At 70.8% G+C, this 14,262-nt stretch carries 12 protein-coding genes; 5 read left to right on the plus strand and 7 right to left on the minus strand.

Going from position 1 to position 14,262, the window contains the following annotated elements; genetic code table 11:
* The first annotated feature begins 83 nt into the window (after window positions 1-83).
* From ACH4MY_RS36510 to ACH4MY_RS36525, 4 genes are all read left to right on the plus strand, one after another.
* Window positions 84-1,511, plus strand: a complete 1,428-nt coding sequence (locus ACH4MY_RS36510; RefSeq protein WP_398008898.1) for an MBL fold metallo-hydrolase RNA specificity domain-containing protein — start codon at window positions 84-86, stop codon at window positions 1,509-1,511.
* A 75-nt stretch (window positions 1,512-1,586) separates the two neighbouring features.
* A complete protein-coding gene (locus ACH4MY_RS36515) occupies window positions 1,587-2,240 on the plus strand; it encodes a CBS domain-containing protein (RefSeq protein WP_398008900.1) in 654 nt (217 codons plus the stop codon).
* A gap of 53 nt (window positions 2,241-2,293) precedes the next feature.
* Complete coding sequence (locus ACH4MY_RS36520; RefSeq protein WP_398008902.1) at window positions 2,294-2,776, plus strand: BON domain-containing protein; 483 nt, start codon at window positions 2,294-2,296, stop codon at window positions 2,774-2,776.
* A gap of 5 nt (window positions 2,777-2,781) precedes the next feature.
* On the plus strand, window positions 2,782-3,441 hold the full coding sequence (locus tag ACH4MY_RS36525) for a DUF4389 domain-containing protein (protein ID WP_398008903.1): 660 nt from the start codon (window positions 2,782-2,784) through the stop codon (window positions 3,439-3,441).
* Here ACH4MY_RS36525 and ACH4MY_RS36530 read toward each other — a convergent pair.
* The 7 genes from ACH4MY_RS36530 to ACH4MY_RS36560 all read right to left on the minus strand — a co-directional run bounded on the left by ACH4MY_RS36530 (window position 3,411) and on the right by ACH4MY_RS36560 (window position 13,048).
* A complete protein-coding gene (locus ACH4MY_RS36530) occupies window positions 3,411-6,140 on the minus strand; it encodes a cation-translocating P-type ATPase (RefSeq protein ID WP_398008905.1) in 2,730 nt (909 codons plus the stop codon). The two genes, ACH4MY_RS36525 and ACH4MY_RS36530, sit on opposite strands and share 31 nt — an antisense overlap.
* A 628-nt stretch (window positions 6,141-6,768) precedes the next feature.
* Window positions 6,769-7,272: a flavodoxin domain-containing protein gene (locus tag ACH4MY_RS36535; RefSeq protein ID WP_398008907.1), complete on the minus strand. Its 504-nt coding sequence runs from the start codon at window positions 7,270-7,272 to the stop codon at window positions 6,769-6,771.
* The gene (locus ACH4MY_RS36540) at window positions 7,269-7,730 is read right to left on the minus strand and encodes an Hsp20/alpha crystallin family protein (RefSeq protein WP_398008909.1); all 462 of its coding nucleotides are present in this window, start codon (window positions 7,728-7,730) and stop codon (window positions 7,269-7,271) included. The genes ACH4MY_RS36535 and ACH4MY_RS36540 overlap by 4 nt, the downstream gene beginning before the upstream one ends.
* Before the next feature lie 218 nt (window positions 7,731-7,948).
* Window positions 7,949-8,362: a CBS domain-containing protein gene (locus tag ACH4MY_RS36545; RefSeq protein ID WP_398008911.1), complete on the minus strand. Its 414-nt coding sequence runs from the start codon at window positions 8,360-8,362 to the stop codon at window positions 7,949-7,951.
* 242 nt (window positions 8,363-8,604) lie between these two features.
* Window positions 8,605-11,007: a phosphoenolpyruvate synthase gene (gene ppsA, locus ACH4MY_RS36550; protein WP_398008912.1), complete on the minus strand. Its 2,403-nt coding sequence runs from the start codon at window positions 11,005-11,007 to the stop codon at window positions 8,605-8,607.
* Window positions 11,008-11,135: 128 nt separating this feature from the next.
* The gene (locus tag ACH4MY_RS36555) at window positions 11,136-12,146 is read right to left on the minus strand and encodes a universal stress protein (protein ID WP_398008914.1); all 1,011 of its coding nucleotides are present in this window, start codon (window positions 12,144-12,146) and stop codon (window positions 11,136-11,138) included.
* Window positions 12,143-13,048: a universal stress protein gene (locus tag ACH4MY_RS36560; RefSeq protein ID WP_398008916.1), complete on the minus strand. Its 906-nt coding sequence runs from the start codon at window positions 13,046-13,048 to the stop codon at window positions 12,143-12,145. Before ACH4MY_RS36560 ends, ACH4MY_RS36555 begins: the two co-directional genes overlap by 4 nt.
* A gap of 224 nt (window positions 13,049-13,272) precedes the next feature.
* Here ACH4MY_RS36560 and ACH4MY_RS36565 point away from each other — a divergent pair, with 224 nt between their 5' ends.
* The gene (locus ACH4MY_RS36565; RefSeq protein ID WP_398008918.1) at window positions 13,273-14,136 is read left to right on the plus strand and encodes a universal stress protein; all 864 of its coding nucleotides are present in this window, start codon (window positions 13,273-13,275) and stop codon (window positions 14,134-14,136) included.
* Window positions 14,137-14,262: the final 126 nt, after the last annotated feature.

The raw sequence follows: 14,262 nt of genomic DNA on the forward strand, positions 1-14,262 counted from the left end.
GATGTGCCCGTACGGACTCTCGGGGCGGGCCGGGTCAGGGTGCGAGGGTGGAGACCGGTACACGTTCCGAAGGAGGGACGGCCATGTCCGAGGCAGCCCCGAATCCCGCTCCCACGCCCCCGCGGCCGGCCCTGCTGAGTTTCCTGGGTGGCGTGGGGACGGTCACCGGCAGCAAGTTCCTGGTCGAGAGCGACCATGCGCGGATCCTCCTCGACTGCGGTCTCTTCCAGGGTTTCGCGAAGCTGCGGCACCGCAACTGGGAGCGGTTCGCCCGCGACGCCGCGGATGTGGACGCCGTGGTCGTCACCCATGCCCACCTGGACCACTGCGGCTATCTGCCCCGCCTGGTGCGGCAGGGATTCCGGGGCCCGATCCTGACCAGCGCCCACACCGCCCGGCTCGCCGGGATCGTGCTGCGCGACAGCGCACGGCTCCAGATGGAGGCCGCCCGGCACGCCAACGAACACGGCTGGTCCAAGCACCGCCCGGCCAAGCCGCTCTACGACGACTCGGACGTCGAGAAGACCCTGGCGTTCTTCGACCCCGTGACCGTCGGCGAGGACGTGGAGATCATGGTCGGCACTCGGCTGACGCTCCACCACGGCGGACACATCCTCGGCTCGGCATGGGCGCACCTCACGCTGGAGGACGGCCACACCCTGGCCACCTCCGGGGACCTGGGCCGCCCAGGGCACCCGCTGCTGCTGCCGCCGGAGCCGTTCTCGGGCGCCGACGTACTCCTCATGGAGTCCACCTACGGCGACCGCCACCACGACCAGGAGTCCGCCCGGTCGGAGTTCGCCGCCGTCATCGCCCGCGCCCTCGCACGAAACGGCACCGTCGTCATCCCGGCCTTCGCGATCGACCGGACCGAGGTCGTCCTGCACGAACTCGGCCGCCTGCGCGACACGGGCATCCTGCCCCGCTCGGTACCCGTGTACGTGGACAGCCCCATGGCCCTCGCCGCGCTCGACGTCTACCAGGACGCCGTACGCGAGCACTCCGCCGAGCTGCGGCCCGAGATCCTCGCACGTGGAGAGGGCGCGCTGAGCCCGGAACCGTTCCTCGCGGCGCGCACGGTGCAGGAGTCCATCGACATCAACAGCACGCACGGGCCCGCCGTGATCGTCTCCTCGGCCGGCATGGCCACCGGCGGCAGGGTCCTGCACCACCTCCACCGCCTTCTCCCGGACCCGCGCAACGCCGTGGTCGTGGTCGGCTTCGCGGCGGCCGGCACCCGGGCGCGAGACCTGGTGGACGGAGCCCGGACGCTCAAGATGTTCGGCGAATACGTGCCCGTACGGGCCGAGATCGCCGACGTGCCCCACTTCTCGGCCCATGCCGACGCCGGACAGATCATCGGCTGGCTCCGCGGCGCTCCTCCCCCGCACACCACCTACCTCGTCCACGGCGAGCCGACGGCGTCCGAGGCGCTGCGCGATCGCATCGACCGCGAACTGGGCTGGACGGCCGTCGTACCCCGCTCCGGGGAGGCCGTCCTGGTCCGCTGACCCGGTCCCACCGGTCCCCGGCTGCGCCCTGCGGCAGCACTGGTGCGCCGATCCCTCAGGGCAAGGAAGAGAGCGATGACACCTCAGCCGTTCACCGTCGCCGACGTGATGACAAGGAAGGTCGTCGCCGTCCAGCCAGGCGCGGAGTTCAAGGAGATCGTCGCCGCCATGGAGCGGTGGAAGGTGACGGCCGTCCCCGTCGTCGAAGGCGAGGGCCGCGTCGTCGGGGTGGTCTCCGAGGCGGACCTGCTCCTCAAGGAGGAGCTCCACGATCACCGCCTCGGACTCGTCGAGCAGATGCGACGACTCGACGCCACGGCTAAGGCGGGGTCCCGCCGGGCCGAGGATCTGATGACCTCGCCCGCCGTCACCGTCGCTCCCGGGGCGTCCCTGCCCCGGGCCGCCCGCCTCATGGCCTCCCACCACGTCAAACGGCTGCCGGTCGTCGACGCGAGCGGCACCATCCAGGGGATCGTGAGCCGGTCCGACCTCCTCAAGGTCTTCCTCCGCCCGGACGAGGATCTCGCCGCCGAAGTGCGCCGCGACGTCGTCGAGCACCTTTTCCCGCTCTCTCAGAGCCGGGTCGACGTGCGTGTCGACGCCGGAGTCGTGACGCTGTCCGGCGAGGTCCGCGACAGCACGCTCGTCCCGCTCGCAGCCCGCCTGACCCGCGCCGTCGAAGGCGTGGTGGACGTACAGTGCGAGCTCACCGCCCAGGGCCGGACGTAGCCATGTCCGGCCGTTCCGGTGCGGGTCACGAGGCCACCCGACATGCTCGAAGCATGTCCCAGGTCACCAGTACCGACCTGTACGAGGTCACGATGGCCCTCTCGTACCTGCGGGAGGACATGCGGGCACCGGCCAGGTTCAGCCTCTTCGTCCGCGACCTCCCCCGGGCCGCGGATTCCTGGTCGCGGCGGGGCTCGAACCGGCCAATGGACCGGGCCAGCGTCAAGCGCCTGCCCGTGGTCGACGACGACGGGCGCCTCGTGGGTGTGCTCAGCCGCAGCGACCTCGTCCAGCTCTTCCTGCGCCGGGACCGGGCGATCCAGGAGGAGATCGTCGAAGACGTGGTCACCCACACCTTGAGGCTGAGCCCGTCGGCCCTCTCGGTGGAGGTCGACGACGGCCGGGTCACCCTCAGTGGCACGGTCCGCCACCGCAGCCTCGTTCCGGTGCTCCTCAGGCTCTGCAACAGCGTCGATGGTGTCGTGGGGGTCGTCGACCGGCTCAGGTACGAAGACGACGACCTGTCGAGGAAGTGACGATCATGGACACCCCTGGCGCCCCGCACAGTCCCGTGGCGGTCTCCGCCGAACTCGACAGCCGGCTGTCCCGCTGGCTGTGGTTGGTCAAGTGGATCCTGGTGATCCCGCACTGGATCGTGCTGTGCTTTCTCTGGATCGCCTTCTTCGTGGTGACGGTGATCGCGTTCTTCGCGATCCTCTTCACCGAGCGGTTCCCACGGGGTCTGTTCGACTTCAACCTCGGCGTGCTCCGCTGGTCCTGGCGCGTCTCGTACTACTCGTACGGCGCACTCGGCACCGACCGCTACCCGCCCTTCAGCCTGGGCCCCGAGCCCGACTACCCCGCCCGGCTCGACATCGCCTACCCGGAGCGGCTCTCCCGCTCGATGGTCCTGGTCAAGTGGTGGCTGCTCGCCATCCCCCAATACCTCGTGATCGCCTTCTTCACCAGCGGCGTGCACGCGGGATGGTGGAGCGGCGGCCTGATCACCCTGCTCACGCTCATCGCGGCCTTCGCCGTGGCCTTCACCGAACGGTATCCGCGTGACCTGTTCGCCCTGATCGTCGGCCTGAACCGCTGGGTCCTGCGCGTCGCCGCCTACGCGAGCCTCATGACGGACGCCTACCCGCCCTTCCGTCTCGACCAGGGCGGTCACGAACCGGGGACGGCCGCCGTCCGATGACGGCGCCGCCTGGCGCGCCGCACCTCGTCGGTGCCCCACACCAGGAGCGGGAAGGTCGCGATGAGCAGGACGACGTCCAAAGGAAGCGCGGCTGTGCCGAAGAGGTCCTGGAGCGGGGGCACATAGACGAGGGCGGCCGTGAAGGCGAGCTCGAAGGCGATACCGGCGAGCAGCAGGGGATTCGAGAAGACTCCGATGTCGCGCAGTGCCGCATGGTCGGTGCGGGCCGCGAAAGCGGTGCCGACCTGGCAGGTGACGATGCCGGCGAAGGTGGCCGTTGTGGCCGTCACGTAGGCGTGGTGCAAGGGGCTGCCGGTACCCGTGGGGTCGCCCGGCTGCCAGCCCGCGCGCCACAGCACGTAGAAGTAGCCCGCCATGACGAGAACCGCCGACGTGAGCCCCAGGTACCCCCAGCTCCGTATGAGCATGTCGCGGGAGATCACACTCTGGTCCCGCGGCCGGGGCGGCCGCTGCATGATGCCGGGCTCGGAACGTTCTCTGCCGAGAGCGAGGGCGGGCAGGGTCTCGGTGCCGAGGTCGATGGCGAGGATCTGCAGCACGGTCAGGGGGAGCGGTACCGTGCCGGCGGAGAGCGCGAAGACGAGGAAGGGCACGATCTCCGGAGTCGCGTGGGCGAAGATGTAGACGATGAACTTGCGTACGTTGTCGTAGACACGGCGCCCGGATTCGACCGCGGTCACGATCGTGGCGAAGTCGTCGTCGGTGAGCACCATGGTGGCGGCCTCGCGGGCCACGTCGGTGCCGGAGCGTCCCATGGCCACACCGATGTGCGCGCGGTGCAGTGCGGGGGCGTCGTTGACGCCGTCGCCGGTCATGGCGACGATCCGGCCGTGGGCCCGCAGGGTGTCCGCTACCTTGAGCTTCGTCTCGGGCGAGGACCGGGCGAAGACGATCTCGTCGTCGCCTTCCACGAGGAGGCGGTCCAGTTCGTCGTCGCCCAGCGACTCCGACGCCGCGACCACGTGCAGGCGGGGTACTCCGATGCCGACCTCCCGGGCGACGGCTGCGGCCGTGGCGCCGTTGTCGCCCGTCACGACGTGTACCCGGATCCCGGCCTCGTGGCAGCGGCGGACGGCCTCGGCCACCTCGGGGCGCGGCGGGTCGTACAGCCCGACGAGCCCGAGCAGGGTCAACCCCGACTCCGCGTCCTGGCGGCGTGACGGCAGCTCCGCGCCACTCGGCACGTCGCGTACGGCGACGGCCAGGACCCGCATGCCGTCCCGGGCCAGCTCGTCAGCCGCCGTGCGGGCCTGATCCGCCCCCGTTCCGGGCAGGAGGCGGTCCAGCACCGCCTCGGGCGCTCCCTTGACCACGATCCGCGTGGGGCCCTGCGTCTCCCCGCCCCGCGTCTCCCCGCCCTGCACGACCGACATCAGGCGCAGCCGCGGATCGAAGCGGAACAGCGCCCGCCGTCCCGCGTCGCGCCGACCCAGGTCCAGCGGAGCCCCGTGGTCGGCGGCCCCGGCGACGAGGGCGGCCTCGGTGGGGTCGCCGTGCAGTTCGCCGTCGGCTTCTCGCGTGACGGTGGTGCACAGGGCGCCCGCCCTCGCCAACTCCTCTGCCCAGGGGCCCGGCTCCGCCCCGTGGTCGACCGTCCACAGAGCCCTGAGACGCATGCTGTTGCGGGTGAGTGTGCCGGTCTTGTCCGTGCAGATGACGCTCGTGGAACCGAGGGTCTCCACGGCGCTGAGCCGTTTGACCAGGGCGCCCCGGCGGGCCAGGGCGCGGACGCCGACGGCGAGGGCGAGGGTGATGGTCGGGAGGAGTCCCTCGGGGACGTTGGCGACGAGTAGCCCGATGGCGAACGTCAGGGAGTCGGTGACCGGAAGCCCGACCGCCACCCCGAGGACGAGAAACACGACGCCCATGCCGGTCGCGACGCCGGCGATGAGCCACGCGACCCGCTTGACCTGCCGTTCCAGAGGGCTCGCCTCACGCCGCGTCCGCTGGCTGAGCGCGGCGATCCGACCGAGTTCGGTGTGGTGTCCGGTGGCGAACACGATGGCGCGGGCCTGCCCCTCGACACAGGTCGTCCCGCTGAAGACGAGGTTCGGCTCCTCAAGCAGGGGGGCGCCGAGGATCCCGGCTGAGGCGATCCGTTCCACCGGCACGGACTCGCCCGTGAGCATCGACAGATCGACCTCGACCCCACCCTCGGTGACGTGCGCGTCGGCGGGGACCTTGTCGCCCTCCTCCAGGAGGATCAGATCGCCCGGTACGAGGTCACGGGCCTCCACGACGCGGGGCTGCCCGTCGCGTACGGCGACGGCGTGCTCGGGCAGATAGCGGGCGAGCGTCTCCACCGCCCGCTCTGCCTGACGTTCCTGGAGCAGGGCGAAGGCCGCGTTGACGGCGATGACAGCGATGATCGCCCAGCCGAGGACCGCCAGGTCCGCGACGAAGGCGAGAGCGGCGGCAGCCCACAGCAACAGTGCCAGGGGGTGGACCAGCTGCCCGACCAGCTCGCGCCCGAAGGAGGAGCGCACCTTGCGCCGCACTTCGTTCGGTCCGTGGACGGCGAGGCGCCGGGCGGCCTCGCGGGCCGAGAGACCATCCGGCCCCGTGGCGAGTTCACGACGTAGCCGGGGCAGTGGTTCGCTGGGGTCGAAGGGCAACGCCTCTGTGGAGGGAGCGGTCCGCTCCGGGGTGGCACGGCTGCTGCCGGCGCGTTCATTCATCGTCGTTCCCCGCACCGCTTCCCCGATGGAGTCGGCCGGACCATACGGGTTCCACTTGCTCCCACTCGCGTTCCCAGGCCGCGAGCCGGTGACCTTCGGTCCGCCGTCGTACGAGTAGGACCACGGCGGCGCCTGTCGTCCCTGTGACGCCTGCCGCCGCCACACCGCCCGACATCGAGGTCAGGGCGCGGTCGGCAGCACTGCTGGGGGGCCGGGCGGGGGACCCTGCGTCGTCCACCCAGATCGTCACGGCGCGTCCCTCCGGCGTCCGGGGCGGGACGTGGATGTTCCCAGACCGGCGGACGTGCTCGGGCTGTTCCCACACTGCCGGTGCGACGGCCTGCGGCTTCGTGCCGTACCGGGTGGCGACGGGCGGGTCCTTCGTCGGCCCGGTGGTGGTCGCGGTCACCTGATGTCGGTGCGCGGCGAGTTCACGGTCGGCCTTGGCTCCCGCCGACCACAGGCTCCCTGCGGCCACAGCACCGCAGATCACAGCGAACATCAGGACGAAGACCAGGGCGGCGCGCCGTGCGGGTCCCCTGGGCGGGGTGGTACCGCTCCCCGGCTCGTGGTGGAGCATGCCGCACCTCCCGTTATGGTGGCCTCGCCAACCTGTTGGCGGCTCGGTTCAGGGGGTGGCGCCGAGTTCCGTTCCGATGTGGTGGGCCCATGTCCGGATCCGTTCCGGATTCCGGAAGTCACCGCCCTTGCCCCGGGCCACCATGTGCCGGGCGACCGGGTCCGACGTCTCGGCGGTCACGGCGCCGCCGAAGGTCATGTGCTCGCGAGCACCGAGCTTCCTCATCCGCCGGGCGACTCCTCGTACGGGCGGGATGTCGTGCTGTTCCGCGGAACTGTCGACGGGACCGCTGCTGAACAGCCAGAGAGGCCGACGCCTGAGCTGGTCGGCGTTGCGCCGGGCGCATCGTCGTGCCTTGCCGGTCCAGTGCCCGGCGTAGAGGGCTCCGCCGAGGACGACTCCGTCGTAGCCGCTGACGTCGGTGACGGTGTCGGCCGGCAGGACGACGGCATCGAAGCCGTCGTCCTGGAGCGTCTTGCCGATCTCTTCGGCGATCCCGGCGGTCGCGCCGGCCTTGCTGCCGTAGGCGACCAGGACACGTTTGGCGTTCATGACGCCGCTCCCTCGGCTGGCTTGTCGGTCCGCTTCACCGGAATGGTCCGAACGGACGTGGTCTCCTCCTCGTCAGGCATCGGGACGCGAATGGTGAGAATGCCGTCCGCGTACGACGCCTCGACGTCGTCGGCGGGGATAGTGGCCGGGAGGCGCACGGTCCTGCGGAACGATCCGTAGCGGAACTCCGAGTGCTCCTTGTCCTCCTCGCTCTCGCTGTGCTCCGCGCTCACCGTGATGAGGTTGTCGTCGACGGTGATGCCGATGTCGTCGTCCGGTTCCATGCCCGGCAGCTCGGCTCGCAGCACGTACACGCCGTCACCGCTGGTCATCTCGATCGGGATGGAGTGGGCGGCTGTCGCGGGTCGCCACCCGGGCAGCCCGGGGAACTCCCGGTTGAACCAGTCGTTGAAGTCGGGGAAGAGGCTGTGCCTGCGTTCCACCTTGCTTCCGGCCATTTTCTGCTCCTCGTGTACGGGGCCCAGGACGGTCGCCGTGGACCCGAGTAGGTGCGGACAGGCGGCGGATCGGGTTGCGGAGCCCGGTCCGACTCCGTAACCCACTCTTCCACCCAGGAGGTCGCGTGGCGCAGTGTCCAAGGGGGCTGTCCGACGGGGCCGAACGGGCCGCACCAGGAGGGGACCGACCGGCCCATGGCGCCACAGCGCCGATGCTGTCAGCGGCAGATCTCCTCGACGAAATGGCCCACCCGTTCCTCCGGCAGGTGCCGCGCCAGGTCAGCCTCACTGATCATGCCGACCAGGCGGTGGTCGTCTATCACGGGCACGCGGCGGATGCGGTGGTCCTGCATCGTGCGGAGCACCACTCCGCTGTCGGCGCCCGCGTCCACGGTGACCGGCTTGCCCTGGGCTAGGTCCCCGGCCGTCATCCGGTGAGGGTCCTTCCCCTTGGCGAGGCACTTCACCACGATGTCCCGGTCGGTGATGATGCCGTGCAGCCGGTCGTCCGGCCCGCAGATGGGCAGCGCGCCGACATCCAGTTCGCTCATGCGGCGTGCGGCGTCCATGAGGTTCTCGTTCTCCTGCACGCAGCTCGCACCGGCGTGCATGATTTCCCTTGCGGTCGTCATGGCCGCGTCCTCCTTCCGTCCCCCTGTTCGCGATCCGGCTGATTCGCCGTTGGTTCACAGGAAGAGCGTCGACACGCTGATGGTGTGTACCGGGCGCATGGGTCGCCCATTCGCCCCTTCCACGGGCAGCTGGTGGTTCCTGGGCCGACCGGGCAGCGCGTCTCCCGTGGCCGCCCGTCGAGCGTGCCGGACCGACGGCTCGGTGTCCCGGACGACTCGGTGTCGTGTCTTCCTCGGCATGGTCACTCCTCCCTTCGTCCGGTGCCGTTCTCGAGTCTCGTCTCCGCGCTTGCCACGTGCCGTTTGACGGCTGCGAAGCTGTCCGGCGCTACGGAGATGGAGTCGAGGCCGGCCTCGACCAGGATCGCGGTGAACGCCGGATCGTCGCTGGGCCGCTGCCCGCACAGTCCGACCGGCCGGCCCGCCGCGTGGGCGCGGACGGCGAGGGTCTGGATGCTGCTGACGACGGCGGGGTCCCGCTCGTCGAAGACATGGGCGAGGGCCTCGGAGTCGCGGTCGACGCCGAGGGTGAGCTGGGTGAGGTCATTGCTGCCGATCGAGAATCCGTCGAAGCGTTCCGCGAACTCCCTGGCCAGGATGATGTTGGCGGGGATCTCTGCCATGACGTAGACCTTCAGCCCGTTCTCGCCACGTACCAGTCCCTCGGCCGCCATCACGGACAGTACGCGGTCGGCCTCGCCGAGGGTGCGGCAGAAGGGGATCATGACGACCACGTTCGTCAGCCCCATCCCCTCGCGCACGCGACGCAGTGCGCGGCATTCGAGGACGAAGCCCTCGCGGTAGCCGTCGCTGTAGTAGCGGCTCGCACCACGCCAACCGATCATGGGGTTCGCCTCGTCCGGTTCGAAAGGTCGGCCGCCGAGGAGCTTGGCGTACTCATTGGTCTTGAAGTCGCTGGTGCGCACGACGACGGGCGCCGGCCAGCGCGAGGCGGCGATCCGGGCGATGCCGTGGGCCAGCCGGTCGACGAAGTAGTCGCCTCGGTCGAGGTAGCCCTCGGTGATCCGCTCGACGACATGCCGGTCGTGGGCGTCCAGCCGCTCCGGATGCAGCAGGGCCATGGGGTGGACCTTCACCTGGTGGGCGACGATGAACTCCAGGCGCGCCAGTCCCACTCCGTCCGCGGGGAGCCGCCACCAGCGGAACGCGGCTGATGGATCGGCCAGGTTCAGCATCACCCGGGTTCGGGTGGCGGGCAGTTCCGCGAGGTCGGTCTGGGTCTCCTCGTACGGGAGCAGCCCTTCGTAGACACGTCCGCTCCCTCCCTCGGCACAGGAGACCGTGACGGAACGCCCGTCACGCAGGATCCGTGTCCCGTTTCCGGTTCCGACGACGGCGGGGACGCCGAGTTCGCGGCTGACGATGGCGGCGTGTGAGGTGCGCCCCCCGTGGTCGGTGACGATGGCGGAGGCCCTCTTCATGACGGGTTCCCAGTCCGGGTCGGTGACGCCGGTGACGAGGACGCCGCCCGGTGGGAAGCGGTCGAGGTCGACGGGCGCGTCGAGCGCCACGACACGGCCCTGGCCGATGGCCTCGCCGACCGCGATGCCTTCGACGAGCGGTTCGCCGGGAGTGGCGGTGAGCCGGCGGCGGGTCAGCGTGGTGGTGCGCCGACGCGACTGGACCGTCTCGGGGCGGGCCTGGACGATCCAGAGCTCGCCAGTGAGGCCGTCCTTGGCCCATTCGATGTCCATGGGGCAGCCGTAGTGCTCCTCGACGGCCGCCGCCCAGCCGGCGATCGTGCGGATCTCCGCGTCGTCGAGGACCTGCTGGTTCCGCTCACCGTCGGGTGTGTCGACCGTGCGGGTCAGCCCGGTGTCCGCGTACACGGCCTTCAGCCGCTTGGCTCCGAGGCGCACGTCGATGACGGGGTCGAGTGCCGGGTCCTTCATGCTCGGCTTGAACACCGTGTACTCGTCCGGGTCGACCTGTCCACTGACGACGGTCTCCCCCAGCCCCCAGGCGGCACTCACCACGATCACGTCCGGGAAGCCGCTCTCCGGGTCGAGGGTGAAGGCGACCCCGGCGCCGGCGAGATCGGAGCGGACCATGACCTGGACGCCGATGGACAAGGCGACGGCGAGGTGGTCGAAGCCCATCCGTTCGCGGTAGTCGATCGCACGGTCGGTGAACAGCGAGGCGTAGCAGCGCGTGCATGCCTCCAGGAGTGCGTCGGAGCCGCTGACATTCAGGTACGTCTCCTGCTGCCCGGCGAAACTCGCTTCGGGCAGGTCCTCCGCGGTCGCGCTGCTGCGCACGGCCACCTCGGGCGACTCCCGACCGATCTCCTCGGCCAGCTGCTCGTACGCCGCGAGCACGGCATCCCGCAGAGGCACGGGCAACGGCTCCACGAGGAAGAGGGACCGGATGGCCGCCCCGACCTCATCGAGCGGGGCACCCTCATGCAGTCTGTCGATCTGTGCCTCAACGCGACGGCGGAGGTCTCGGGAACCGAGCAGTTCCTCGTACGCTTCGGCTGTGGTGGCGAATCCCGGAGGGACGCGGATGCCCGCGCCCCTGAGCCGGGTGGTCATCTCGCCCAGCGAGGCGTTCTTGCCACCCGCTCGGCCGACGTCGTGCCGCCCGAGTTCCGTGAACGGTACGACGTGTCGTATCGGTCCCATGGTCTTCTCCACGGCTCTCGGGCCTCCTCAGTACGGCAGGGGCCGGCCGGACGGCGTGCGCAGGTCGAGGGGCGCGGGCCCGCGGGGGCGGCCCGGCCGGGGGTTGATCCGGATGCGCTGCATGATGCTCACCTCTCCGCAGAACCGGCCGACGGACCGGGGGCGTCCTCTCGCCCCACCGTCCCGCGTGGAGGTGGTCGCGCCCCAGTGCCGAGCGGGGCAGCGGGCACGGGCCGGTCGGTCGTACCGGGACGGGACCGGTCGGCCCATGCCGGGTCGCCGGTCCGGCGCTCGCGTTGCGGAAGGGGGACAGTGATCAACGGACACGGGGCACGGTGCAGCAGGCCGTGAACCGTCGAACCCAACCGCATGCCGGAGTAGCCGCCACGGCCTCGGCGACCGACCACCAGAGAGAGGGATTCTCGGGACGCCAGGGCGAGTTGTTCGACCGGGTGTCCCCGCAGGACCTCTTGGGAGATGGCGACGTCCGGATACCTCTCCGCCCAGCCCGCCACCGACTCGGCGAGCAGCCGACGCCGCTCGGCCAGGCCCTCTTCACCGTCGTCGTGGGCGAGGACGGAACGGGGCCAGACCCAGACGGCCCGCAGCCGTGCCTCGCGTAGGCTCGCCTCCTCGACGGCGAAGGCGACCGCGGCCTGTGAGGACTCGCTTCCGTCCACGCCGACGACGACGGTCGGTGGGTGCACGGCGGTGCGCTCAGGTGCGCGGACCACGACGACGGGACAGTCCGCCCGTGCCGTGAGCGGGGCGACCACGGAGCTCTCGCTGAACATCTCGGCCGGCCTGCCGAGACGGCGAGAGCCCACGACGACGAGTGCGGCGTGCTGCGCCATGTCGCGCAACACGGTCGCCGGCACACCGTTCACGCGTTCCGTCGCGATCCGCAGACCGTCGTGCAGTTCCCGGACGAGGTCCTCCGCGTTGGCGATCGCCGACTCCGCACGGATACGCAGGGCGCTCTGGCGGGCGAGCGCGTCGTACCGGAGCCCGTCGTGGGCAGGCGGTACGGCGACGACCAGCCTGAGCACCAGTCCTCTTCGTACGGCCTCGTCGGCGGCCCAGACGAGAGCGGGGACCGACTGCTCCCGAGGGTCGACACCGAGCAGTATCTCTTTCACGTCTCCTCGACCCGGGCGGCGAAGGCAGGTGGGACGATCTCCACCGGGCAGTGGGCATGATGGAGCAGGACGTGGGCGACTCGCCCCAGGGACGGACCTACGCCCAGCGCGCGGTGCTCTCTGCCCATCACCAGCAGATCGGTATGGGCACTCGCCTCCACCAGGATCCCGGGCGTGCTCGTGCCCGTCTCGACGTGATGGCTGACGATCAGCTGGGGGTAGAACTCCTGCGCGAGGTCGGCGAGCGACTTGATCTCGTGCACGCGTTGTCGTGCGATCTCGTCGAGGTCGTCAAGCATGGTCGCGACACTGCCGACGTGGGTGAGCAGGTTCCAGACGCTCACCAGCCGCAACGCCGCCTTACGGGCGTCGGCCTCGGCGGCCGCGACAAGCAGCCAGCCCAGATCCGAAGCCCCGTGCACGGCTGCCGTCACCGAGCCCGACGCCGGCCGGTCACCGTCACCACGGACCACGATCACGGGCACCTCGGCGCGGGCCGCCACGCCCAGACCGACGGATCCGAGCATGAGTGCGGAGAAGCCGCCGAGCCCCCGGTTGCCCACGACGATCGTGGCCCGGTGGCCGGCGGCCGCCCGGAGACCGGCGACCGGCTCCTGCCGGCCCAGCTCCTTCGTGACGGCAAGGTCCGGAAAGAGGTCACGGACCGCGCTCGCGGTCTCGGTCAGCAGGTCGCGACCCGCTTCACGTACCGCCTGGATCGTCTCGGCATTGGAGAAGATGGCCCGACGGTCGGTGTCGGCGGCGTGCACGAGATGCAGGGACCGCCCCCGTCGGTCCGCCTCGTCAGCGGCCCACAGCACGGCCGCGCGCGCGGAGGGGGACCCGTCCACTCCCACGACGACGTTGCCGAACTCCGGTCGGGCCGGGATCACGCTGGTCATGGCTCCTCCTCCGGGGTACACCCGAGGCTCGGGAGCGCGTCCCGAGGGGCGACATCTCCCACACTGGCATCGGGGTGGGCCTCCTCGGCATGGGCCGTTCGGCCCCGATCGAGCCCTGCCCGGCCCTGCTGCCGGAAGCGACATGGCACCAACCTGAACCTGAGATGTCCTGTCCGATCCGGACCCGGGACGGGGCGGAGAGGACTCGACGAGGGAGGCACGCCATGACAGCCCAGGTCACCGTCGGTCTGGACGGCTCTGCTGAAAGCCTCACCGCCGCCCGTTGGGCCGCGACGCAAGCGGTGCTGCGCGAAGTGCCCCTCAGGCTGGTGCACGTGGAGGAATGGCCGCGCATGCCGGAAGTACCCATGGCGTACGCCCGCACACTCGCCCACGACGAGCAGACCGAGAAGTTGATGCGGGAGGAGACGAATCGAGCGCGGAAGAACCATCCCGACCTCGAGGTCATCACGGAGCATGCGCATGGCCGGGCAGCCGAGGAACTGACAGCCGCCGCGAACGAGGCGGATCTGACGGTCCTCGGTTCGCGCGGACTCGGCGGCGTCCGCGGCTTCATCATCGGCTCGGTCTCCCTTGCCGTCGTCGGCGCGGCACGACAGCCGGTCGTCCTCGTACGCGCGAAAGACGAACGGGCAGGTCCCGGAGGCGGGATCGTGGTGGGCGTCGACATCCACCACCCGTGCGAAGCCCTGCTCGGGTTCTCCTTCGCCGAAGCCGCCCGAAAGGGCACGCCGCTGCGCTTCCTCCACAGCTGGACGCTTCCCGCCTCGTACGGCTACGCGGCCGTCGTGGACCCGGGGATCGGCGAGGAGCTGGGCCGCCACCTCCTCGGGGGGCTGGACGACCTGCTGGAGCCGTGGCGGAAGCGGTACGCGGGCGTGGAAGTGGAGGCCGAAACGGTGGTGGGCTCGCCCGCGTACCAGCTGGTCGAGGCGTCACAGACGGCGCAACTCGTCATCGTGGGACGCCGGAGTCGGAACGTCCCCCTCGGCCCGCATCTGGGCCATGTCGCCCACGCGGTCATCCACCACAGCCCCGCGCCGGTCGCCGTCGTCCCCTTGATGTGAGAGGACGACGGCGGCGACTGCTCGGACTGCGACTCGCGAACCCGGCCGCGGAAGACGCGCCACCGTCGCGCATGAGTTGGGACGGTACCCGTCGTTGGCGACGGTCCGGCTCCCCCTCCCCCTCCC

Source organism: Streptomyces sp. NPDC017246 (assembly GCF_044331325.1).
Taxonomy (GTDB): Bacteria; Actinomycetota; Actinomycetes; order Streptomycetales; family Streptomycetaceae; genus Streptomyces.